At 71.4% G+C, this 22,157-nt stretch carries 20 protein-coding genes; 11 read left to right on the forward strand and 9 right to left on the reverse strand.

Annotated elements, in window-relative coordinates; translation table 11 throughout:
- Positions 1-27 precede the first annotated feature (27 nt).
- Entirely contained in the window at positions 28-174 is a 147-nt protein-coding gene (locus ACGGAQ_RS15495; protein WP_393049239.1) for a hypothetical protein, read from the forward strand.
- Positions 175-317: 143 nt separating this feature from the next.
- Here the strand turns inward: ACGGAQ_RS15495 and ACGGAQ_RS15500 are convergent, their stop codons facing one another.
- The 5 genes from ACGGAQ_RS15500 to ACGGAQ_RS15520 form a co-directional block, all read right to left on the reverse strand.
- A complete protein-coding gene (locus ACGGAQ_RS15500) occupies positions 318-716 on the reverse strand; it encodes a hypothetical protein (RefSeq protein WP_393049241.1) in 399 nt (132 codons plus the stop codon).
- A 135-nt stretch (positions 717-851) separates the two neighbouring features.
- Entirely contained in the window at positions 852-2,351 is a 1,500-nt protein-coding gene (locus ACGGAQ_RS15505; RefSeq protein WP_393049244.1) for an FAD-dependent monooxygenase, read from the reverse strand.
- A gap of 121 nt (positions 2,352-2,472) precedes the next feature.
- Positions 2,473-3,093 (reverse strand): TetR/AcrR family transcriptional regulator, encoded by a 621-nt coding sequence (locus ACGGAQ_RS15510; RefSeq protein ID WP_393049247.1) that lies wholly within the window; start codon positions 3,091-3,093, stop codon positions 2,473-2,475.
- 109 nt (positions 3,094-3,202) lie between these two features.
- Entirely contained in the window at positions 3,203-3,862 is a 660-nt protein-coding gene (locus tag ACGGAQ_RS15515; RefSeq protein ID WP_393049250.1) for a response regulator transcription factor, read from the reverse strand.
- Positions 3,863-4,165: 303 nt separating this feature from the next.
- Complete coding sequence (locus ACGGAQ_RS15520) at positions 4,166-7,429, reverse strand: BTAD domain-containing putative transcriptional regulator (protein ID WP_393049252.1); 3,264 nt, start codon at positions 7,427-7,429, stop codon at positions 4,166-4,168.
- Between the two features lie 710 nt (positions 7,430-8,139).
- Here ACGGAQ_RS15520 and ACGGAQ_RS15525 point away from each other — a divergent pair.
- From ACGGAQ_RS15525 to ACGGAQ_RS15545, 5 genes are all read left to right on the forward strand, one after another.
- Positions 8,140-8,493, forward strand: a complete 354-nt coding sequence (locus tag ACGGAQ_RS15525) for a hypothetical protein (protein WP_393049255.1) — start codon at positions 8,140-8,142, stop codon at positions 8,491-8,493.
- A 10-nt stretch (positions 8,494-8,503) separates the two neighbouring features.
- A complete protein-coding gene (locus tag ACGGAQ_RS15530) occupies positions 8,504-9,046 on the forward strand; it encodes a MauE/DoxX family redox-associated membrane protein (RefSeq protein WP_393049257.1) in 543 nt (180 codons plus the stop codon).
- Complete coding sequence (locus ACGGAQ_RS15535) at positions 9,013-9,576, forward strand: hypothetical protein (protein WP_393049260.1); 564 nt, start codon at positions 9,013-9,015, stop codon at positions 9,574-9,576. The genes ACGGAQ_RS15530 and ACGGAQ_RS15535 overlap by 34 nt, the downstream gene beginning before the upstream one ends.
- Positions 9,573-9,932 carry a hypothetical protein gene (locus tag ACGGAQ_RS15540; protein ID WP_393049262.1) on the forward strand — a complete coding sequence of 120 codons (360 nt, stop codon included), beginning with the start codon at positions 9,573-9,575 and terminating at the stop codon, positions 9,930-9,932. The genes ACGGAQ_RS15535 and ACGGAQ_RS15540 overlap by 4 nt, the downstream gene beginning before the upstream one ends.
- Before the next feature lie 92 nt (positions 9,933-10,024).
- Positions 10,025-10,597: a hypothetical protein gene (locus ACGGAQ_RS15545; RefSeq protein WP_393049265.1), complete on the forward strand. Its 573-nt coding sequence runs from the start codon at positions 10,025-10,027 to the stop codon at positions 10,595-10,597.
- A gap of 67 nt (positions 10,598-10,664) precedes the next feature.
- Here ACGGAQ_RS15545 and ACGGAQ_RS15550 read toward each other — a convergent pair whose 3' ends face one another.
- The 3 genes from ACGGAQ_RS15550 to ACGGAQ_RS15560 all read right to left on the reverse strand — a co-directional run bounded on the left by ACGGAQ_RS15550 (position 10,665) and on the right by ACGGAQ_RS15560 (position 16,160).
- A complete protein-coding gene (locus tag ACGGAQ_RS15550; RefSeq protein ID WP_393049268.1) occupies positions 10,665-13,019 on the reverse strand; it encodes an AbfB domain-containing protein in 2,355 nt (784 codons plus the stop codon).
- A gap of 313 nt (positions 13,020-13,332) precedes the next feature.
- A complete protein-coding gene (locus ACGGAQ_RS15555; RefSeq protein WP_393049271.1) occupies positions 13,333-13,791 on the reverse strand; it encodes a peptidoglycan-binding protein in 459 nt (152 codons plus the stop codon).
- A 131-nt stretch (positions 13,792-13,922) separates the two neighbouring features.
- Entirely contained in the window at positions 13,923-16,160 is a 2,238-nt protein-coding gene (locus ACGGAQ_RS15560; protein ID WP_393049274.1) for an ATP-binding protein, read from the reverse strand.
- A 218-nt stretch (positions 16,161-16,378) separates the two neighbouring features.
- On the opposite strand from ACGGAQ_RS15560, the gene ACGGAQ_RS15565 reads away from it, so the two are divergent.
- Complete coding sequence (locus ACGGAQ_RS15565) at positions 16,379-17,089, forward strand: ThuA domain-containing protein (protein ID WP_393049277.1); 711 nt, start codon at positions 16,379-16,381, stop codon at positions 17,087-17,089.
- Positions 17,059-18,159, forward strand: a complete 1,101-nt coding sequence (locus tag ACGGAQ_RS15570) for a Gfo/Idh/MocA family protein (RefSeq protein WP_393049280.1) — start codon at positions 17,059-17,061, stop codon at positions 18,157-18,159. Before ACGGAQ_RS15565 ends, ACGGAQ_RS15570 begins: the two co-directional genes overlap by 31 nt.
- A 30-nt stretch (positions 18,160-18,189) precedes the next feature.
- Here the strand turns inward: ACGGAQ_RS15570 and ACGGAQ_RS15575 are convergent, their stop codons facing one another.
- Complete coding sequence (locus ACGGAQ_RS15575) at positions 18,190-19,173, reverse strand: NAD(P)-dependent alcohol dehydrogenase (RefSeq protein ID WP_393049282.1); 984 nt, start codon at positions 19,171-19,173, stop codon at positions 18,190-18,192.
- Positions 19,174-19,276: 103 nt separating this feature from the next.
- On the opposite strand from ACGGAQ_RS15575, the gene ACGGAQ_RS15580 reads away from it, so the two are divergent.
- From ACGGAQ_RS15580 to ACGGAQ_RS15590, 3 genes are all read left to right on the forward strand, one after another.
- Positions 19,277-19,993 carry a TetR/AcrR family transcriptional regulator gene (locus ACGGAQ_RS15580; protein WP_393049285.1) on the forward strand — a complete coding sequence of 239 codons (717 nt, stop codon included), beginning with the start codon at positions 19,277-19,279 and terminating at the stop codon, positions 19,991-19,993.
- Between the two features lie 154 nt (positions 19,994-20,147).
- On the forward strand, positions 20,148-21,602 hold the full coding sequence (locus tag ACGGAQ_RS15585; RefSeq protein WP_393049287.1) for an alkaline phosphatase PhoX: 1,455 nt from the start codon (positions 20,148-20,150) through the stop codon (positions 21,600-21,602).
- Positions 21,603-21,684: 82 nt separating this feature from the next.
- Entirely contained in the window at positions 21,685-22,041 is a 357-nt protein-coding gene (locus tag ACGGAQ_RS15590) for a DNA polymerase ligase N-terminal domain-containing protein (RefSeq protein ID WP_393049289.1), read from the forward strand.
- The last annotated feature ends 116 nt before the right edge of the window (positions 22,042-22,157 follow it).

Genomic DNA, 22,157 nt, shown 5'->3' on the forward strand with positions numbered 1-22,157 from the left:
ATCAATTCCCTGATTGAGGAGAGTCCCATGTCGGCTCAGGCATTTCTCTACGTCATCGCGGTCATCCTGATCGTGCTCGCCGCACTGCCACTGCCCACTCGGGGTGTCTCGTTCGCGCTGCTGGGCGCCGCCTGCGCCCTGCTCGCCTACGCCTGGCCGGTGATCACCGGCTGATTCGTCGTCGGTGTGGTCGATGCCGGCAGCCAGCGCCCGACAGTGTTGCCGGCACCCGGCCATGTTTCCGTCGCCGGGTCCACCAGGGACTCGTCGATGGACGGGCGCGACGGACGCCAGCGGCGTCCACGAGACGCTTCCGGTCAGGCGGTGGTGGACGGTCGCGGTGCCCTGGTGTTCACGGCGCTGGCAATGAGGAGCGCCGCGGCCGGCAGGAACGCGCCGCCGATGCCCAGCCCGAGCAGCAGCCCCCACCCGACGACGATCAGCGCGGCCGTCAGGTCGACGACCAGGCTCGGCCGGCCGAGCCGCTGTGCGAGGACCGGCAACAACGCGGCGACGACAGGGACCCCGAGCAGATAGGCGGCCGCGGCCCCGGAGTCGTCCACGGTGAACGGGGTCAGCACGGCGGCGACCAGCACGGTGATGGCCAGGGCCGACCAGCGCAGGACCCGGCGAGCGTCGTCCGGCTTGCGGATCACGACCACAACACCGACGAGCAGGACGGCCGCGATCGCACCGATGGTCGCCAGACCGATCATCATGTTCTCCTCGACCGCCGCAGGTGGTGTTTCATCGAGGACCGCGGATCGTCGTCCCTGCGTGCCACGATACGGCTGGTTGGGCTTGCCGCACGAGATCCGATGCCCAGCCCGCGCAAGGACGGTGTTTTCCGGTCACCGGGGCAGGCCGAAGTGGTGGGTGAGCGAGGCGCGCAGGGTGTCCGCATCCCCGGCGGACCAGGCGACGAAGCAGTCGGGGCGTACGAGCAACGCGGTCGCGGTCGTGCCCCGCAACGCGCCGGTGACGACGTCGACCCGGTCTCGCCAGGGCGCGGCCACCTCGGCGTAGACACCCGTGGAATCCAGTAGCAGCGGCCGGCCGGTGCGGGTCAGCTCGGCGAGGCGTACCGCGCCGTGGTCGGCGTGCACGACCACGTCGGGGGCACATCGGCCGGCCAACGGATCGGCGGCGTCGGCGGGGTAGCGGACGTCCGCGCCGGACATCAGCGCCGCGATGTGCCCGGTCACCTCCGGGATGCGCAGCAGTTCGCCGAAGAGTTGCCGCAGGCCGGTGATCTCGTCGCCGGGCCCGATGAGCGCCGACTGCGCCTGGGTGGACATGACGACCCGTTCGGCGACGGGACGGCGCTCGGTCTCGTACGTGTCGAGCAGGCCCTGCGGCGCCCACCCGCGCACCGTGGCGGCCAGCTTCCAACCCAGGTTGACGGCATCCTGCAGGCCGAGGTTGAGGCCGGGGCCGCCGATCGCGGGGTGCACGTGCGCGGCGTCGCCGACCAGCAGCACCCGGTCGGCGCGGTAGCGGGTGGCGATGCGGGTGTTGCCGCCGGTCAGCCGCCGCAGCAGGCCGGGGCCGTCGGGTGGGCCGAAGGGGACGTCGGCGCCGAGCACCCGGCCGACGCTGGCGCGTAGCTCCGCCAGGGTCATGGGGGTCTCGTCGCTCGTCGGCGCGTCGGGCCACTCCGTCGTGCTCAGGATCGCCGGGCGGCCGGGGAAGGGCGCCCAGGCGATCAGGCCCCGCGGGGTGCGGGTGTGCTGGAACGGCGGGACGACGCCGTAGCCGGGGGCGCACAGCCCGCCGGTCTCCGGGTCGAGGGATGACGCGGGGACGGTCACGGTGGCGGTGCGGGAGACCGACCGGTCGAACGTGGCGCCGGGGAAGTCGATGCCGGCGAGGCGGCGCACCGCGCTGCGACCGCCGTCGGCGCCGACGAGGAAACGGGACGTGAGCTGCGTACCGTCGGCGAGGTGAACCTCGACCGCGTCGGGGCGCTGGCGGAGGTCGACGACCTCGTGGCCGCGGCGCAGGTCGACGCCGAGCTCCACGGCGCGGGCGGCGAGGGTGGCCTCCAGCTGGGCCTGCGGCACGCCGAGCACGTAGTGCGGATTCTCCGCGAGCACCGTGAGATCCAGCGGAAACGCGCCGAAGGTGAAGGCTGGTTGGGGGGACGGCGGGGTGCTCTCGCCGCTGAGCCGCGCGTAGAGGCCGCGCCGGTCGAGCAGGCGGACGACCTGGCCGACGAGGCCGTTGGCGCGGGGCTCGCCTCCGGGCGTGGCGTGGCGTTCGAGGACGACGGGGTGGACGCCGGCCAGGGCGAGTTCGCAGGCGAGCATGAGGCCGTTGGGGCCGGCTCCGACGATGAGCACATCGATCACGATCGTGATCCCTTCGGGGTGTGCGTCATCGCCGCGGCAGGCGCCGAACGCGGCCGGCCCGCAGTGGGGTGTGACGCGACTAAGAAGTGGCTGGGGTGGTGCCGTGAGCGAGGGGCGGGCCTCAGCGGGGCGGCGCGGGGAGGCCGGCGGCGACCTGGGTGAAGGCGTCGGTGATGAGGCGCTCGATCGGGGTGGGCGGGTCGGGGCTGTCGAGATAGTGCTGCATGGCGACGGCGACCGCGGCGCTGGCGGCGGCCGCGACGAGCCTCGGGTACATGTCGGTGGCGAGGTCGGTGCCGGTGCGCTCGGCGACCGCGGTGGCCAACTCGGCCTCGGCGATCGCGACGGCACGCAGTCGCTCGCCCTGTAGGGCAGGCTCGGCGAGCATGGTGCGTACGCCGGCCACCCACTGGGCGTGCGCGGGGGACGGCATGGCGTCGACCTCGGGGCCGCGGGTGAACTGCTCCAGCGAGGCCTGGGTGAGCGCCGCCCAGAGCGGCTCGTCGGCGGGGCGTTCGCGCAGCGCGGCGGCGGTGCGCAGGCTGCGGTCGAGGTGGCGGGACGCGATCGCCTCGGCCTTGCTGGAGAAGTAGTTGTTGAAGGTGCGCGGGGAGACGCCGGCGGCCTCGGCGATGTCCTCGACGCGGACGTTGTCGTAGCCGCGCTCCGCAGTGAGGTGGATCGCGGCCCAGCCGAGCGCCGCCCGCGTCTCGGCCTTCTTGCGCTCCCGCAGCCCCGTCATGTCACCACGGTAACACTAGTTGCGTGTCGCGCAAAGATGCGTGTCGCGCAAAAACGTCGCCGACGGGGCGCGGCTCACCCGCTCCCGCTGGATCGGCACTGGCGCGGCGTCACTCGACGGGGAGACGGTAGCCGTGTCCTCGCACCGTCTGAATCAACTCGGGCCTACCGAGTTTGGCGCGCAACGCCGCCACGTGGACCGCCAGGGTGTGCCGGCCCGACCAGGTGGTCTGCCACACGTCCAGAATGATGCGCTCGCGCGTGAGCGCGAAACCGGGCCGGCGCGCGAGCGAGGCCAGGATGTCGAATTCCTTGCGGGTCAACGACACCGGCCGGGCGTCCACGTGGACCGTGCGGGCCGTGAGGTCGATCCGCAACCCTGCGACGTCGATGACGTCACAGGGTTGCGCACCCTGCCGTGCTGTGCGCCGCAGCACCGCCTCGATGCGCGCCTGAACCTCGTCGATCGCGAACGGTTTGACGACGTAGTCGTCGGCGCCCATCCGCAGGCCGACGATGCCGCCACGCTCTTCGCCCCGCTCGGTGACCGCGATGATGCCCAGCTCGGCGCTGCGTTCCCGCAATGCCCGGCATACGGCGAATCCGCCGCCGTCCGGCAGGCCGAGATCCAGCAGGACCAGGTCGCAGGGGGCCGCCACGAGCGCCGCGGCAGCGGTCGACGCGTGTTCCATCTGGTAACCCTGCCGGCGCAGCGTCGAACCCATGACCGCGAAGATCCGCCGGTCGTCCTCCACGAGCAAGATCCGCATTGCCCCCGCCTGTCGTCGTCGCGGCGACCACCCGCCGCGGGGGCGAGAGCGGGATCGCCAGCGGCCACGGCGGCAGGCGACGTCGTCGATGCATCTCGTGAGTCCCGAACGACGGGGGTCGTTTCGCTGCGAATGACAGTCGACAGCGCTGAGCCGGCGCTGATTTCTGGCTGAGGCGGCGATTGGAGGGGCGGAGGTCGAGGGCGCGAGGCGTGGCTGTTCCGCACGGAAATACTGTTCGGTCAGGGACTCGCAGTCGAGGCCTCGCGATCGAACTTGAGAAAGTCTTGATTGGCGTCCCGGCTAGTCGAGCGGTGCCGCCTCGGCGGCGCCCATCTCCCGGAACAGCTCGTGTGCCGCCCGCCATCGGGTCTGCGCCGCCGACGGACGGCCCAGCGCCGCGTACGCGCCGCCGACGGTCATCAACGTGCGGGCGTACGCGAGGCGTTGCCCTGCCCGGCGTTGGACGCGCAGCGCCTGACGGCCCTCGACGAGGCACCCCGCGGGATCTCCGAGGCCCAGTCTCGCGGCGGCGAGGCGGCTGCGAGCCTGACCGGCCACCAGCCGGTACCCACCGGCGCGCGCCGCCGCTATCGCGCTGGTGGCGTGCTCGTGGGCGCTGTCGAACTCCTTGCGGGCCGCGCTGAGATCGGAGAGCAGCATCAGCGCCTCGACCCGGGCGCGCTCGTTGCCGGTCCGCTCCGCCAGGTCAAGCACCAGATCGAGCCGGCGGCTCGCCTCCGCCAGTCGGTTCTGCCGCAGCAGTACCTCGGCGAGCGCGGTCTGGGTGACCACCTCCAGTCGGCCGTCCGGCAGTCCCTGGACGATGTCGAGGCCGAGGTGGAGCACCTCCTCGGCCTCCGCGCAGCGTCCCGCGTCACCGTGCACGCGGCCGAGCGTGGTGAGCGAAGCGGCCTCCTCGTGCCGGGCGCCGATCGTCCGGCCGAGGCGCACCGCCTCCTCCGCTGCGGTCCGCGCCTCGTCGAGCCGGCCGAGTTCCCGAGCCACCAGCGCGAGGTTCTCGCTTGCCACGGCGGCGCCCATATGTTGGCCGGTCGCCCGCAGCAACCCCATGGCCAGTTCGCCGTGCCGTGCGGCCGCGGCGAGGTCGCCCACCTCCTCGCAGGCGGCCGCCAGGTTCGCCAGTGTGCCGGCCTCGGCTCGGCGGTCGCCGATCTCCCGATCGATGACAAGGGCCTGCTCGAACCGGCTGATCGCGGCCCGGGGCCGGCCCATCTGGGCCAGTGCGATGCCGATGCTGCAGTGTGCCGCCGAAGCGCCGACCTGCCAATCGGCTCGGGCGGCGAGCGCCGCGACCGCCTCGTACTCGGCGCGGGCGGCGCGCAGATCGCCGGTACGCCAGTTCAGCAGTCCCAGGCTCTGTCGCATCACCGCCTCGCCGCGCAGGTCGCCGTCGCGGCGGGCCGCTTTGAGCCCGGTCCGGACGATCGACCGCCACTGGCTCAGTGGCGTCCGCATGCGGAGGAAGTCGTACAGCCCGTGGGCGAGTTGCCACGCGACTCGGTCTCGGCCATCGGCAGCCGCGTGTTCCAGCGCCGCCACCAGATTCGCCGTTTCCGCAGCGAGCCATTCGCGGGCGTGTGCCTGATCGTCGAGCTCAGGGATCCGTACACCGGTCGGCGGTGGATCCGGCGGTAGCCGTAGCCGCGACGGGCCGTTCAGCGCGGCGCTGGCCCGGGCGACGGCGTGCAGGTAGAAGTGCAGCAGTCGGTGTACGGCGGCGGCATTGTCGGCCGCGTCGCCATGTTCGGCGGCGAGCTGCGCTCCGTACTCGAGCAGCAGGTCGTGGCTGACGATCCGGGCTGCCCGGGTGATTCGGATCAGGTGCAGTCGGGCGAGGGTGTCGATGAGCGGTTCGAGGTCGTCGCAGGGCAGGCCGGTCAACGCCGCGGCCGCGGGCACGGCGAGGCCGGCCGGTGCCGGCACCAGCCCGAGCAGCCGGAACACCCGACCCGCTGGGGCCGGGAGCGCCTGGTACGACAGCTCGAACGCGGCCCGGACGGCGCTGCTGTCGTCACCCTCGACCCGCAGCTGCGCGACCCGGCCCCGCGCGATCAGCTCGTCGAGGTGTCTGCGCACGCTGACGTGCGCCCGGTCGGCCAGGCGGGCGCCGGCGATGCGCAGGGCCAGCGGCAGGTGCCCGCAGATCTCGGCCAACTCCCGAGCAGCGGCCGGGTCGGCGTTGATCCGCTCGGCCCCCGCGGTGCCGACGAGCAGTTCCACCGCGTCGGCGGCAGGTAGGACGTCGAGAGTGAGCCGAGCGGCACCGTCCCGGGCGACCAGGCCGCTGAGCCTGTCCCGGCTGGTCACCACCACCAGGCAGTCCGGCCCGCCTGGAATGAGTGGCCGCACCTGGTCGGCGTCGGCGACGTTGTCCAGTAGGAGCAGAACGCGTCGGCCGGCGAGCGTCGAACGGTACAGCGCGACCTGCGCGTCCGGCTCGGCCGGTATCCGGTCGGCGGTGACGCCCAGCGCGTCCAGCAGCAGCGGCAGCGCTTCACCGGGGGTACGGCGTGGACGACGGTGGAACCCGCGCATGTCCACGAACAGATGTCCGTCGGGGAACTGGTCGTGGACGTCGTGCGCCCACCGCACCGCCAGGCTGGTCTTGCCCGCCCCCGCGGGGCCGCAGACGACGGCGATCGAAGCCGCCCGCGCCTTCAGCACCTCGTCGAGGGCTGCCAGTTCGCGATGGCGGCCGACGAAGCCGGGTGTGGCCGCCGGCAGTTGCCGCGGCACCACGCCCGTCGGTTCCCGCACCCGCTGCCCCGCGGATTCCGCGGTGGGCTCGGCGCCGGCCAGCATTGCGCGATAGGCATGCTGGAGCTCCTCGCCCGGCTCGATGCCGAGCCTCTCGACCAGATTCTCGCGGACCCGACGGAACAGGGCCAGCGCGTCGACCCGACGGCCGCACCGGTGCAGCGCGATGAGCACTGCCAGCGCCAGACGCTCCCGGGCCGGGTTGTCAGCTATGAGGTCGGACAGATCGTCGACGATGTCACCGTACCGGCCCAGCCGGAGGTCGAGGTCGGCTCGCAGCTCAACCGCCGCGAACCGCTCCTCGTTCAGCTGCGGGGCGATGAGTTCGTCCAGCCACGGGCCGGCGACGTCCGCCAACGCCGGCCCCCGCCAGTGGCGCAGGGCGCGGTCGACCAGCTCACGAGCCCGCTGCGGCTCACACGTGCGCGCGGACCGCAGCAGATCCCGAAAGTCGTGCAGATCCACCGCTGACCGGTCGACGGTCAGCCGATAGCCGGTCCCCACCCCGACCAGCTCAGCCGCGCGTGACGGCGGGTCGACCGAGTTGAGCAGGGCCCGCAGTCGGGAGATGCAGCCCTGTACCGCGTTGCGAGCCGATGCGGGCGGTGCCGTGCCCCACAGTGCCGTCACCAGGCGATCGATCGGAACGATGTTTCCGCACTCCAACGCCAGCATGGCCAGCACGGTGCGGTGCTGCGCGGCCGACGGGCCCAGCCAGCGGGTGCCGTGCCACACGCCGACCGGACCCAGCAGCCGGATCTGCAGGCCGTCCTCCACTTGGTCCACGCCGGTCCGATCCGTAGGAATCCACGACGTTGGAAATGATCTCACCATCGACACGCCCCCGACGACCAATCGACGCCCGCTCCTGAATCAGCCGTCCGTGTCCTCGGTCACGCTGCTGCCGAGAGGTCTCAACGCTTTCCGGCACCTGACGTCCACAGCGGACGCGCCCGGCGCGTTGCGGCGACCACGGGTCGTAGCTGCTTCGGTCAAGATCTGTTCAAGAACACCGCCGAAACCTGGACCCCCGAATTGTTCTCTTGAAACGGTGATGGAAGTCGATCAGAGCGGCATCGATGTCCGGAGACACATCGATGCGGCCCATCGTCCGGACGCCGTCGTCACCACCTCGGGAGGCACCGTCGTGTCAGGACCATCCGGAGCGCGCTGGGGGCGCGCCGGGGGTCGATCACCAGCACAGTCGCGGCGACCGCCGTGGGGTGGTCGACCGAACAGCCCCAGTCCGCCGCGGCGTCGCTCCGGACCCGCGGGTTCTCGCTCGATTCGGGCGCCGATACCGGTAGATCGTCCTCATGGACCAGATCCGAGGAGTACGCATGAATCAGGAAAAGGGACTATCGCGGCGGCAGATCCTCCGCGTTGGTGCCGTGGTGGGATCGACAGTCGCCGTGGTGGCTGTCTCAGGCGAGTCGGCATCGGCCGACCCAGGGACGGATGCGGCGCAGGCCGGTTCGCGCGGTGAGCTGGCCCGCGTGTCAGCGATGGCGGCCGGCGGCGCCGTGGTGAGCACGCCGAAGGTGGCGAACCGCACCGCGATCCGGGCCGCGGAGCGTGTTCCGTTCGCCGGCTTCCCGGACGGGATCGCCCCACGACCGGGTGACCTGGTCACCGTGACCGACCTGTGGCCCGGCCTCGCAGTGGCCGCCGTGCCGGTGGTGCACTGGGTGACCGGAGTGCCGAAGCGCGACGGCAGCGGATATGCGGTCGCGGGCCAGCGGCTGGCCGCCTCGCCGTTGCTCGACAAGCGGACCGCACGGCGTGTGCGGGTCTGCGTCCTGGACACGGAACTGGCCGACGCCCAGGTCCTCGCGGTCGTCCCGGCCTGAGCTGGTGCCGATGATCGAGGCAACGGTGCGGATCGTCGCGGCAGCTGTCCTGCTCTACACGGCGGGTCAGAAGCTCGCCGCGCCCATCGCCTTCCGTCGCACGCTCGTCGCGCTCAGGATGCCGCGTCCGCGCGTCCTGGCCGTGCTGGTCAGCGGCGTGGAGCTGATCACCGCGGTCCTCCTGCTCACCGCACCGCGTGCCTGGGTGACAGCGGGCCTGGTGATCGCGCTCGGCGCGTCGTTCGCAGGTGCGGCGTCGATCGCTCTGGCGCGAGGCGCCTCGGTGCGCTGTGCCTGCTTCGGCGGCACGTCCGAGGCGAAGCTGGGTTGGACGCAGCTCGCGCTGCTCCCGATCTGGCTCGCCGTCGCCTGGACGGCGCACCGCGACTCATCGGATCTGCTCGTCGGTCCGGACGCCGTCGCGGTGACGGCGCTGGTGCTCTGCCTGGCGACCGTCGTCCGTCAGCTGTTGCCTCTGGCCCTGCGGAGCTGGAGCTACCTCAAAGTGTTGGAGAGTCAATGGGCTTCCTCTGGGTCGTCGTCGCCGCATTGAGCGTGCTGATGGGGATCTGCGTGTTGGCGCTGATCGACCAATATCAAACCCTCGAACTGATCCGTACGTCCCTCAAGCTCGAAGACAACCCGTCGCCGATCCCGATCCCGATGGACGACTCGATCAGGCCCTCCCTGGTCGGGCTCCCGGCACGGCTCGACGCGCAGCCGCATCTCGCGCTGCTCTTCCTGTCCGTGTCCTGCACGACCTGCCGGTCAATCGCGGAGGGCCTGCGCCGCAAAGATCTGGAACTGGTGTGGATCGTCCTGCAGCAGGCGCATTCCGAGCAGGAGGGCCGCGCCTGGCTCGAAGGACTGAACATGCCGATCGACCGGGCGACCATCGACGTCGACGAAAATGTCGCGCGGGCGATCGGCATCGACACCGTCCCGTCGGTGGTCCTCTACCGCTCGGGTGAGGCCTTCCTGGCCCAGACACTGCCGTCATTCCGGCAACTGCAACCGCTGTTGAACGCCCGCACCGTCCCGTCCCGCCTGCCCGTCGCCAAGGAAGGAACCGTACGGCTATGACCGATCAGATGGAGTGCGTGACACCGACCGAGACGGCGGTGCTCACCGACCGCCGTCGTAGCCGCCGATTCGCGCTCATGGGCGCGGCATCCGCGGTCGTCGCCGGCCTGGCCACCGTGCTGAAGGCATCCCCGGCGGTGGCCGACTGCCTGGGGTCGCCCTGCTGCTCGCTGGCCAGCTGCACCCGGTGCCACTACGCGGTCGAACCTGATCGCTACACCTGCCCGTCGGGCTATTACCGCACGTTCTGGACCTGCACCAGCGGCGGTCGCACGTACGGCTGCGGTGAGTGCAGCAAGAGCAAGACCAGTTGCTGGTCCGGTCCCTTCGCCTGCTCGATCTGGTACGTATGGTAGTTCTGTGGACGATCGTGCTCGCCGCGGTGGCGGGCTTCGCCCAGCTCTTCAGCCCTTGAGGCCAGTCCTTCATCGGAGTCATCCGCCCCTTCGTGCAAGGGGACTCGTCCCGTCTCGTCCGAAACGGTCTGCGCTTCGTCGCCGTACTGTCCGTCGCGCACATCGCCATGGCGGGCTTCGTCACCGCGTCGCTGTACCAGGTCGGCACACTGTTCGCCGGGCGGCTCGATGCCCAGCTCACAGTGGGGCTGTGTCTCGTGGCGGCACTGGTGGCGGCGTCCTTCGACGTACACGCGATCCGGACGGATTCGTACGCCCCCGGGCTGCGCCGACAGACGTCCAAGGAGCTGGGCCATCGGGAGAACATCCCGTGGTGGGTTCCTCCGATGATCTGGGGTCTGGACACCGGGCTCATGTGGAGCACGTTCCGGGTGTCGGCGACGACCTGGGTACTGCTGGTGGCGGCGCTGCTCAACGTCGCTCCGCAGTGGAGTGGGCTGGTGTTCGGCGGCGCGTTCACCGGTCCACTGGTCGTGGCGATTCTCGCCGGTCGCGGAAGCGTGAGTGACCTGGGGCGTCCCGGGCCACGGCGGCTGGTGCAGTCCGCGGCGGTCGCCACGGCGTTGCTGCCGGCCATGGTGGTGGTCGTGACGTCCGTGATCTGAGGTTCGGCCGGGGCCCGACGTGGGGCCCCGGCCGAACCGACGCGACCCTGATGATGGGTCGATACTGTCAGGGGGCCCAGGGGGCGGCGATGTTCCAGGTGCTGTCGGCCGCCCAGAGGGTGGGGCTGTTGTAGGCGTCACCGCCCGTGCCGTTGCTGAGCCAGACCTCCGAGTTGTAGTGCCGGAGGTACTTGCCGCGGAAGTTGTACGACTCCAGCGAGACGCCGCTTCCGGTCAGCCCCACGCGGGCGCACCAGGTGGCGTCGGCGCGCAGGAGCGCCGACCCGTCGTTCGGCGAGTTGCGCACCCGGGAATCCTGGTGCCGCAGGTACTGACCGGGATAGTTGACCGACTCGAAGGAGTAGCAGGCGCCGTCGGCCAGGCCGGGCCGGATGGTGTACGTCGCGTCGTTCTTGAGCAGCGCCGAACTGCCCGCGTCGACCACCTCGGTGTACGCCAGGCTGTTCTGGTGGCGCAGGTACCGGTTGGTGTAGCCGGGGGTGGTCACCTGCAGCGAACGCCGGGTGTTGACCGGCAGAGCGACGGGGGCGGAGCTGCCGATCGTCCTGGACGCGTTGACGAGGGCGGTGTTGGCCGCGCGGACGCGGGCCTGGTCCATCTTGACCACCTGCCGGTCGTAGGTGAGGAAGCCGTTCAACTCCCCCTCCTGGTCGGCGATCTCGGTGTAGATCGAGGCGCTGAGTCCCTTGCCGAGCATCAGGTTCTGCGCACCCTCCACCAGCCCCACGTACCTGTCGGTGAGCGCAGCGGAGGTGGGTTGCCACTCGTAGGCGAAGAACTGCCCGTTCGGGCTGTACTCGTGGCCCGGTGTGCGCAGGCCCAGGCCGCCGAACTCGCCGAGCACCGCGATCCGGCTGCTCGAAGGGGAGGGGGAGTCCGGACCGAGGTAGACGTGCCAGTCGTCGATGTCGCCGTTGCCGGGGTTGCCGAGGGACTGGCAGCAGTTGTAGCCGCTGTGCGGGTTGACCAGCCGGGTCGGGTCCTGATTCTTGATGTTCTGCGCCACGCGGCGGGTGTCGGCCACGGCGCGCTCGCCCCAGCCCTCGTTGTAGGGCGTGTAGGCGACGACCGCGGGGGAGCTGCGGTGCTCGTCGACGATCTCGCGTGCCTCGCTCTCGAACTGCGCCTGCTGGGCATCGGTGGGGTCGATGTTCTGCGCGGTCAGCGACGGGATGTCCTGCCAGACAAGCAGGCCGAGCCGGTCGGCGTGGTAGAACCAGCGCTGCGGTTCGACCTTGATGTGCTTGCGCACCATGTTGAAGCCCAGGTCCTTGTGCTTCTGCAGGTCGAAGGCGAGGGCGGCGTCGGTCGGCGCGGTGTACAGGCCGTCCGGCCAGAAGCCCTGGTCGAGGGTGCCGACCTGGAAGACGAACTGGCCGTTGAGCTTCGGTCGCAGCACCCCGTTGACCATGCCGGTGGTGATCTCCCGCATGCCGAAGTAGTGGACGGTCTGGTCGACCGTCGCGCCGCTGGCGTTGCGCAGGCGTACCCGCAGGTTGTAGAGGAACGGGTCGTCGGGTGACCAGCGGCGGGCGTTGGGCACCGGCACGCTGAAGTCGGTGAAGCCGCCGGTGGCGGAGCCGACAACGGTAGCGCCGTCGAGCGCCTCGGCGAGCACGCTGTGCCCGCTCACGTCGCCCCGGGTGAAGACCCGGACCCGCAGGGTGTTGGTGCCCAGGTTCGGGTAGACGTCCACGCTGCTGATCGACGCCGCGGGCACCGGCTCCATCCACACCGTCTGCCAGATTCCGGAGCTGGGCGTGTAGAAGATCCCGCCGGGCTGCTTGGTCTGCTTGCCGATCGGGGGCAGGCTGCCGTTCTGCCGGGTGTCGGTCGGGTCCCACACCTTCACCACGATCTCGTTCACGCCGCCGTTGAGCTGCGGGGTCACGTCGAAGGCGAAGGCGTCGTAGCCGCCGGTGTGCGCGCCGACCCGCACGCCGTTGACCCAGACCGTGCTCTGCCAGTCCACCGCACCGAAGTGCAGGAGGGTCCGTCGGCCGGACCAGTTCGGCGGGACGGTGACGGTGCGTCGGTAGAACAGGTAGTTGCGGTTGTCGTTGGCGGCCCGCTGGACACCGGAGAGGGCGCTCTCCACGGGAAACGGCACGTTGACCCGCTCGGGCAGGTCGGTGTTGAACTGCGGGGCGTCGTCGGTGCCGGACTGGCGCAGCTGCCACTCCCCGTTGAGGTTGAGCCAGTCCGGTCGGGTCATCTGCGGTCGCGGGTACTCCGGCAGGGGCGTCCCGGCCAGGGCCTGGCTGGTCCACGGGGTGGTCAGTGGCGGCGTCTTGGCCGGGGCGGCCCGCACCGGTCGGGCCGGTGCGGCGAACACGCCGACGACGAGGGTGAGGATGAGCAGCAGGGGCAGGGTGGGGCGGGCGGGGACCTGACGTGTCATGCCGTCTCCGAGGGGCGGGTCGCCGCGGGCCGTGCAGCTGAGCCCGCAGCGCGCGGGCGGTGGGCATCGGGTGGCTTCTCGAACGCGGACGGCGGATGTCGGCGGGATTTCCACCCACAGGCGATGGTGATCCGATCGACATCCATCACCACCCGTACAACGTTATAGAGGCACCCTGGACACTCAGTCAATTGCTGATCGTCAATGCTCGCGGTTTCGAGCCCGATCGTCGTACCTCGGCCACGGCGACCGCCCCGGCTCCGAGCCGGGGCGGTCGGTCGCGGGGCGCCCCCGTGGCGCGCCCCGCGCGTCCTCAGTGGTTGTTGTTGAGCCAGATGCAGGAGTTGTCGCTGCCCGTCCACCGCCAGCAGAGGTGGTCGCGGGTCTGTGGCCCGTACTCGCCGTCGGCGGAGATGCCGAGGTCGGCCTGGACGCTGCGCAACGCGCTCTGGGTGTAGCCGCCGAAGTCGTTGTCGACTCCGTTGGGGCCGAGGTACCTCCCGTAGATCCCCGTCAACGTCCGCTGGAGTTCACCGACGCCCGAGCTGTGGTCGCCGCGGGTCAGCAGGCAGTTGAAGTTGATGGTGCTGCTGACGTACGCCGGGATCCAGGCCGTCGCCCCGCGGGCGCCGGACCAGGTGGAGGTGTAGACGCCCGCGCCGTTGCAGTGCGGCAGGGCGGCCTGGGCGGGCGAGGAGATCGCCACCGCGCCGCCCACGGTGGTGACGGCGAGCATGGCGGTGAGGCCGAGGCGAAGAAGACGTCGGAGCATGGGGAACCCCCAGGTCGAGGTGTGTGCCGCACGCGCAACGCTGCGGTCTGCGGCTTGCCCCACCATCGTTTCGTCCGCCGCAGTGGCCGGACAGGAGGCGGACCGGAGATTGACCGGCACTTCGGGGCCCTTCAGCGCAGCGAGGCGAGCTTGGCCTCGATCGCGTCGGTGTCGGCCTCCCGCAGCGACACGAGGATGTCCAGCGCCTGCTGCCAGGCCACGCGGGCCGAACCGGCGTCGCCGGCGGCCAGGTGAGCGTCGCCGAGGCTCACCAACGCGTCCGCCTCCAACCGTCGATGACCGATCTCGCGACGCAGACGGACGGCGTGCTCGTGGCAGGTGACCGCCTCCGTGAACGCGTCGAGCTGCAGGTGGGCGTGCCCGAGACTGGCCCACGTGATCGCCTGGCCGAGGACGTTGTCGACCGACGTGAACAGGGTCAGTGCCTGCTCGCAACTCTCGATCGCGCCGTGGTGGTCACCGAGCTGACTGTGGGACCAGCCGACCGCGTTCAGCGCGAAGGCCTGGCCGGTGACGTGTCCGGCCTGCCGGTGCAGGCGTAGCGCCTCCAGGGCGTGGGCGAGAGCCTGCGCGGGCTGCCCGGTCCGGTCGCAGATCCACCCGAGGTTGAGTTCGACCCGGGCCTGCCCGGCGAGGTCGCCCAGTCGCCGGTACCTGTCGTACGCCAGCTCCAGGTGACGCTGCGCGTCGGCGTACTGCTGGAGCGCTATGTCGGCGAAGCCGAGCACCCCGTGGGCGTACGCCTCGGCCCGGTCGTCGGCCAGCCGGACGGCCGCCGACAGCGCCACCCGCAGGCTGCTGGTCCAGTCCTGGAAGTAGCCGCGCTGGTTGAGATAGGTGGTGATCGCCCAGGCGAGGTGACACGTGTGGCGGTCGAACCCGTGGCTGCTCGCCAGCCGCAGGGCCGAGAGCAGCACCGGGTGCTCGTCGGTGAACCACCACATGGCCGCGTCGCGATCGGCCAACGCCACCGGCGCGACCCCGGGCCCCGGCGGATCGATGGGCAGCCGGTCCCGCTGCGGATAGACCAGTTCGTCGGCGGCGTACGCGACGGACAGGTAGTGGTCGAGCAGGCGGGAACGGGCGGCGTGACGACTCGCCTCGCTGTCCTCGGCAGCCGTCAGCTCGGCGGCGTACGCGCGCAGCAGATCGTGGTACGTGAACCGTCCGGGGCGGTGCTCGGTGAGCAGGTGGGCGCGGGTCAGCTCGGCCAGGTGGCGGTGGGCCTGACCGGGCGCGATCCCCGCGATGCTGGCCGCTGCCGCGACGGCGAAGTCGGGGCCCGGATGGACGCTCAGCAGCCGGAAGAGCCGGGCGGTGTGCGCGTCGAGGGTCCGGTGCGACCAGGACATCACCATCCGCAGGTCGGTCACGGGTTCGCCGCCGTCGAAGGCATCCAGCCGCCCGGACACCGGGCGCAGACTCGCCGCCAGGTCGGTCAGCCGGAACCCACTGTGGATGGCCGCCCGGGCGGCGACGACGGACAGCGCCAGGGGCAGCCCGGCGGAGGCGCTGACGATGGCGTCGACGGCATCGGGCTCGGCGGTGACGCGTTCCGCGCCGAGGCGTCGGGCAAGCAGTTCGCGGGAGTCGGCCCCGGACATGACGTCCAGGGTGACCGGATGGGCGCCGTTCACGCTGACCAGACCCAGGAACTGGTCCCGACTGGTGACGAGGACGAAGCAGCCCGGCGCGCCCGGCAGCAGCGGGCGTACCTGATCGGCGTCGCCCGCGTTGTCGAGGACGACCAGCACCCGCCGGCCGCCCAGCACACTGCGATATCGAGCGACCTGCTCATCCAGTGCGCTCGGCGGACGGGCGCCCGGTCCCGCGAGAGCGTTGACGAATCCGGCGAGCGCCGTGCTCGGGCTGACCGGGACGCCGCCCGGGTCGAAGCCGCGCAGGTTGACGTAGAGCTGGCCGTCGGGAAAGTGCGCGGCGACGCGATGAGCCCAGTGCACCGCGAGCGCCGTCTTGCCCACTCCGGCGGTGCCGGAGACGATCGCGACTCCCATCGCGGTCGGCTGATCCGCCGCTTGGGCCAGGATCTCGTCGAGGCGTGCCAGCGCGTCGGCGCGACCGACGAAGCCGAAGCCGTCCGCGGGCAGCTGCGCCGGAACGCCGCTCGCGGCGGCCGGCGTCGGCGTCCCGGCGAGGAACCGGTCCCGTCGTACCCCTCGCAGGCCGAAGGCGTCGGCCAACAGCAGCATCGTCGCGGGTCGCGGTCGTGCGATCCGCCCTGCCTCCAGGTCCCGGAGGTGCCGGACCGACAGCCCCGTCTTCGCGGCCAGATCTTCCTGCGTCAGCGCGCTGTGACGCCGCAGCTCCTGTACGGCCTCCCCGAACACGGGGATCACGGTATCGACGGCTTTCAGTGCGGGCAATCGGCCATACGACGCAAGACCCGGCGACCCCGAGTGGCCGCTCGTTGTCACCCGCCCTCCGCCGCGGACACAATGGTCGTGATCGTCCGCGGAGGGTGATCGACAAGCACCGGCATCGGCGGCACGTCGCCGGGGCCGGGAGCGGCCAGCCCGGTGGCGACGGACCGGGGGAGGGAGCGAGGGTGGCGCAGCCGAGAGCACTTGTGGTTCGGGGCGGGTGGGAGGGGCACCAACCGGTCAAAGCGACCGAGCTGTTCCTCCCCTTCCTCGAGCGGAGCGGCTATGCCGTCCGCGTCGAGGAGTCGACGGAGATCTACGCGGATGCCGCCGAGATGGCCGGGACCGACCTCGTCGTGCAGTGCATGACGATGTCGCAGATCACCGCGGACCAGGTGGCGGGCCTCAGCGCCGCGGTCATCGCCGGTACGGGCTTCACCGGCTGGCACGGCGGCATCGTGGACGCGTTCCGCGCGTCATCCGAATACCTGCACCTGGTGGGCGGCCAGTTCGCGACCCACCCGGGTAAGGAGCCGTGCGAGCGTCACGGCGGCCCGGAGGACAACTTCCTGCCACACACGGTGCGCATCACCGACCTCGGCCGGGAGCACCCGATCACCGCGGGCATCGAGGACTTCGATCTGGTCACCGAGCAGTACTGGGTGCTGCACGACGACCTGATCGACGTCCTGGCCGTCACCACCCACCCGACGCAGGCGTGGCATCCGTGGCACCGGCCGGTCACCTCGCCGGCGATCTGGACCCGGCTCTGGGGCGCCGGGCGCATCGTCGTGACGACCCCGGGGCACAGCCTCGACGTGCTGGAGGACGCGAACGTCCGTACCGTCATCGAGAGGGGGATGGTGTGGGCGACCCGCACGGCGTTGGAATCGTAGGTCTCGGGGTCATCTCCCGCGCCTACCTGGACACCCTCGCCGACCACCCCGAGGTGCGCATCGCCGCGGTGGCCGACCTCGACGCGTCCCGGTCGGCCGCTGTCGCCGCCACGGTGCCCGGCGCCGAGGCGTTAAGCGTCGAGCGCCTGCTCGCCAGCCCGGACGTGCAGACGGTGCTCAACCTCACGATCCCCGCGGCGCACGCCGACATCTCGCTCCGCGCGATCGAGGCCGGCAAGAACGTGTACGTCGAGAAGCCACTGGCGGTGACCTTTCCGGACGGGCGCTCGACCATCGAACGGGCGGCATCGGTCGGCGTCCGCGTCGGGTGCGCGCCGGACACCGTCCTGGGCACGGGTACGCAGACCGCGCGGGCGGCGATCGACGGCGGCCTCATCGGACGCCCGATGTCCGCGACGGCTGTCATGGTCACGCCGGGGCACGAGCGCTGGCATCCCCACCCCGACTTCTACTACGCCGCCGGCGGCGGGCCGTTGCTGGACATGGGGCCGTACTACATCTCGGCGCTGATCCACCTGCTCGGGCCGGTTCGCGCGGTCATCGGAGCGGCCGGCAGCCTGCGCGCCGAGCGCGTCATCGGCTCGGGCCCCCGGGTCGGCGAGCGGATCCCGGTGGAGGTGGACACCCACGTCAGCGGCGTACTCGAACACGCCAACGGTGCTCTCTCCACCATCACCACGAGCTTCGACGGCGTCGCGACGACGGCCGCGCCGATCGAGGTGCACGGGGAGGCCGGCACCCTCGCCGTGCCCGATCCGAACTACTTCGACGGGGACGTCCGTGTCTTCGCGCTGGGCGGCACCGAATGGCGCGTTCTCGAACCACGGGCCGGTTACGTCGAGGGCTCCCGGGGCATCGGTCTGCTCGACCTGGTCACCGCCGATGGTCAGCGCCCGCCCCGCGCCAGCGGCGACGTCGCACTGCACGTGCTCGAGACGATGACCTCGCTGCTCGCCTCGGCGGCCGAGGGCCGGCGGATCGAGCTGACGACTGTGGCGCAGCGGCCGGTACCGGTTCCGCTCACACCGGTCGAGGACTGGAAGGGGTGAACCGGCGCGCGACCTGGTCCTCGACCCCCGTCAGATGGTGATGACGACCTTCGCCCGCGCGTGCTCGCCTTCGAGATACCGGATGGCCGCGGGCACCTCGTGGAGGGGATACGTACGGTCGATGACCGGGGTGAGACGGCCGGCCTCGACGTAGCCGCGCAGCGTGTCGAGGTGTGGTCGGCCCGGCGCCGTCGTGAGCGTGACGATGCGCTGTCGGACCAGCGGCGCCACCAGCCGTCCGCGCGCGATCAGCCAGACCGGTCCGATGAGGCTGCCGCCGTCGTACACGCCGCCACCGGAGAGCACCAGCGTCCCGGTCGGTGTCAGCGCCCGCCGCAGCTCCCTGAGTGAGCGGTTGCCGACCAGGTCGAACACGACGTCGTGGCGGTGTGTGCCGCGGGTGAAGTCGTCGCGGTCGTAGTCGACGACGTGGTCGGCGCCGAGCGAGCGGACCAGGTCGACGTTGCGGGTGCTGCACACCCCGGTCACGGTGGCGCCGAGCGCCTTGGCCAGTTGCACGGCGAGAGTGCCGACGCCGCCCGAGGCGCCGTTGATGAGGACGCGGTGGCCGGGCTCGACGCCCCCGGCGTCGCGCAGCCCCATGAGCGCCGTGATGCCGGCCAGCGGCAGGGCTGCCGCCTGCTGCGGGGTCAGGTTCGCCGGCATCGCCGCGACCAGCGTCTCGGGCACGCACACGTACTCGGCGAACGCCCCGTTGGCCTCGCCGAGGTCGCCGAACACCGCGTCGCCCGGCCGTACCTGCCGGACGTCGGCGCCGACGGCCTCGACCCGGCCCGCGAAGTCGCGGCCACGGATGCGCGCCCGGGGCCGCGTCCGGCCCATCGCCAACCGCGCCATCCGGGGATCACCCCGCATGGCATGCCAGTCGTACGCGTTGAGCGAGGCCGCCTCGACCCGTACGAGCACGTCGCCCGGGCCGGGCGCCGGCGTGGCGACCTCGGCGAGCGCGAGGGTCTCCGGTGGGCCGTATCGGTCCTGAACGATCGCCTTCATGATCCCTCCCGAGGGGTGTACGGCGTACACTCACGGTAGGTGTACGCCGTACACCTGTCAAGGCGGTTATGGTTCAACAACCGCCGGACAGGACGAGGACGAGATGGCTGAGCAGGCTGAGACGCTGCGCCGGACGCCGCTGAGCAGGGATCGCGTCCTGCGTGCCGCCGTGGCGCTCGCCGACGAGGCCGGCATCGAATCCCTCAGCATGCGCAACCTCGCCCAGGATCTGGGCGTCGTGCCGATGGCGCTCTACAAGCACGTGGCCAACAAGGACGAACTCCTCGACGGCATGATCGACGTGATCGTCAGCCAGATCGACCCGCCCGCGTCCGACACCCACTGGAAGGACGCCATCCGCCGGCGCATCCTCTCGGCGCGGGAGGTGCTGCGCCGGCACCCCTGGGCGCCGCTCGCGATCGAGTCCCGGAGCATGGCGACGCCGGCCGTCCTCGCCTATTTGGACTCGGTGGTCGCGACCTTCAAGGCCGGCGGGTTCTCCGCCAACCTCGCCCACCACGTGATGCACACGATGGGCAGCCGGGTGCTGGGCTTCAGCCAGGAACTGTTCGACGCCTCCCGACAGGCCGGTCGCTCCGGAGCCACCAGCCCCGAGCCGCCCACCGCCCTACCGCCGGAGTTCGCCGCCCAGTTCCCGCACCTGGCGGAGATCGCCGCGGCGGCGTCCCACGACGACCAGTCGGTCGTCGGGCAGGGCTGCGATGACCAGTTCGAGTTCGAGTTCGCGCTGGACCTGCTGCTCGACGGCATCGAACGGCTGCACCAGCAGGGCTGGACATCGCCGCGGCGGGCCCGGTAGGGCGAGGGCCCGTAGTGTCGGCTCGGCGAGGTGGCGCGCGGCCCTGATTCTTCACTCCGATGTCACCACGCGACCCCCCGGGTGACGTGTCCGTGTCCGTCGGCCGGAGTTGGCTGTCAGCCGTCGCACTTGCCTTGACCAGGAGCTGATACGCGTGCCTTCCTCCCGTCGTACCTTCCTCGCTGGCGGCGCCGCCGCCGGTGTGGGCCTCGCCGTCGCCGGTGGCCTGCCGTCCCTGGCGCAGGCCAGCCCCGGTCGGCCGCACTCGCAGGGCTTGGGCGGTCCCGTGCCCTTCCCGCCGCTCGTGGACGACCCCAAGGGGATCCTGGCCCTGCCCGCGGGCTTCAGCTACACCGTGGTCACCCGGACCGGCGTCACCCGACTCGACCGCGGCCAGGGCACGACCCCGTCGGACCACGACGGCATGGCCGTCTACGACGCCGGCCACGGCCGCTACACCCTGATCCAGAACCACGAGATCGACCCGGGCGCCGAGTTCGGCGTGCCGCACGTCAAGGGAACGGTCTACGACGCGGGCGCCGTCGACGCCGGTGGCTGCACCGTCATCACGACGGACCGTGCGGGCCGCAACCTGGGCGAGTTCGTCGCCCTCTCTGGCACCGTCTCCAACTGCGCCGGCGGGCCGACCCCGTGGGGGACCTGGCTGACCTGCGAGGAGACCGAGGACCGGGCCGGCGATGAGTGGGAGGAGGGCGGCCGCACCGGCGCCTTCGCCAAGGACCACGGGTACGTCTTCGAGGTCTGGGCCGACGGCAGCGCGGACCCGCGGCCGATCAAGTGCCTGGGCCGCTACTCCCATGAGGCCCTGGCGGTCGACAAGGACCGGACCCACGTCTACCTCTCCGAGGACGCGGACGAGCCCAACGGCCTCTTCTACCGCTGGACCGCCCCGGCCGGGGTCAAGCTGGGCCCCGGCGTGCTGACCCGCCTCGCGCCGAACGCCGGCGTCCTCGCCGCGATGCAGATCATCATGGACGACGGTTCCGTGCTGCCGGACGTCGCCTACCTGACCTCCGCCCAGTTGGGCCGCCCGTTCCCGGTGCGGTGGATCGCGGTGCCGGACCGCGACGCGCGGACCACGTCCGTACGCGAGCAGTTCGCCGACGGCCAGGTCACCCGGGGACGCAAGTTCGAGGGCGTGTGGGCCACCGACGAGGGCGTGTACGTGGTCAACTCGTACGCCTGGGACGAGGGTGACCTGCCGGCGGACGCCGCGCCGCACGACGGCATGGTCTGGTTCTACAACTTCAAGGACCAGACCATCCAGCTGGTGACGTACTTCCCGCACCAGACCCAGTCCGAGGAGGGTGCGCCGGTCAAGTACAGCGACCTCACCTTCGACGGCCCGGACAACGTGACCGTCACCCCGTGGGGAACCCTGGTGCTCGCCGAGGACGGCGCCGGCGCCTCCCACGTGCTCAGCACGGTTCCGGGCGGGCCGACGTACGCGATCGCCCGCAACCAGCTCAACGATTCGGAATTCTGCGGGCCGACCTTCACCGCCGACGGCAGGGTGCTCTTCGTCAACATGCAGGACCCCGGCCTCACCCTGGCCATCACCGGCCCGTGGGAGAAGTACCTGGGCTGACGCGCCCTGACCGACCGGTGGGGGATCAGGGGAGCGGCCCGATTCCCCACCGGACCGGCTGCGTGGCCGCAGGTCGTCGACAATGGCAAGTGTGCGCCCCGCCTTCGTCCTGCACCACCACCGCAAACCCCGACCGCACTTCGACCTGCGGCTCGAGGAGGACGGCGTGCTGCGCTCGTGGGCGGTTCCCCGTGGTCTGCCGGACAGTCCCCGCGACAACCGGCTCGCGATCGCGGTGCCCGATCACCACCTTGATCACCTCACCTACGAGGACGCCGACAAGTCGATCGCCGACATCGGCACGTGGGAGGAGCACGACCGCACGGACCGCCGGATGCTGTTCACGCTGCACGGGCGCACCGGCCAGAGGCGGTACGCGCTCATCCGCACCGGCGAAGGGTGGCTGCTGCACCTGACGAAGGAGCAGCCACCGGGCTGAGGCTCGCGCGGGTCGCGGGGCCGGGCACGTCAGCGTGCTCGCCCATGTCGAGCGTCGCTACCGAGAGTGACGGTGATCCCGGCGGCGATGACCTCTCCAATTTCGATTGAGTGACG

Origin of the sequence: Micromonospora sp. NPDC047557 (assembly GCF_043205095.1) — a bacterium.
GTDB lineage: Bacteria > Actinomycetota > Actinomycetes > Mycobacteriales > Micromonosporaceae > Micromonospora.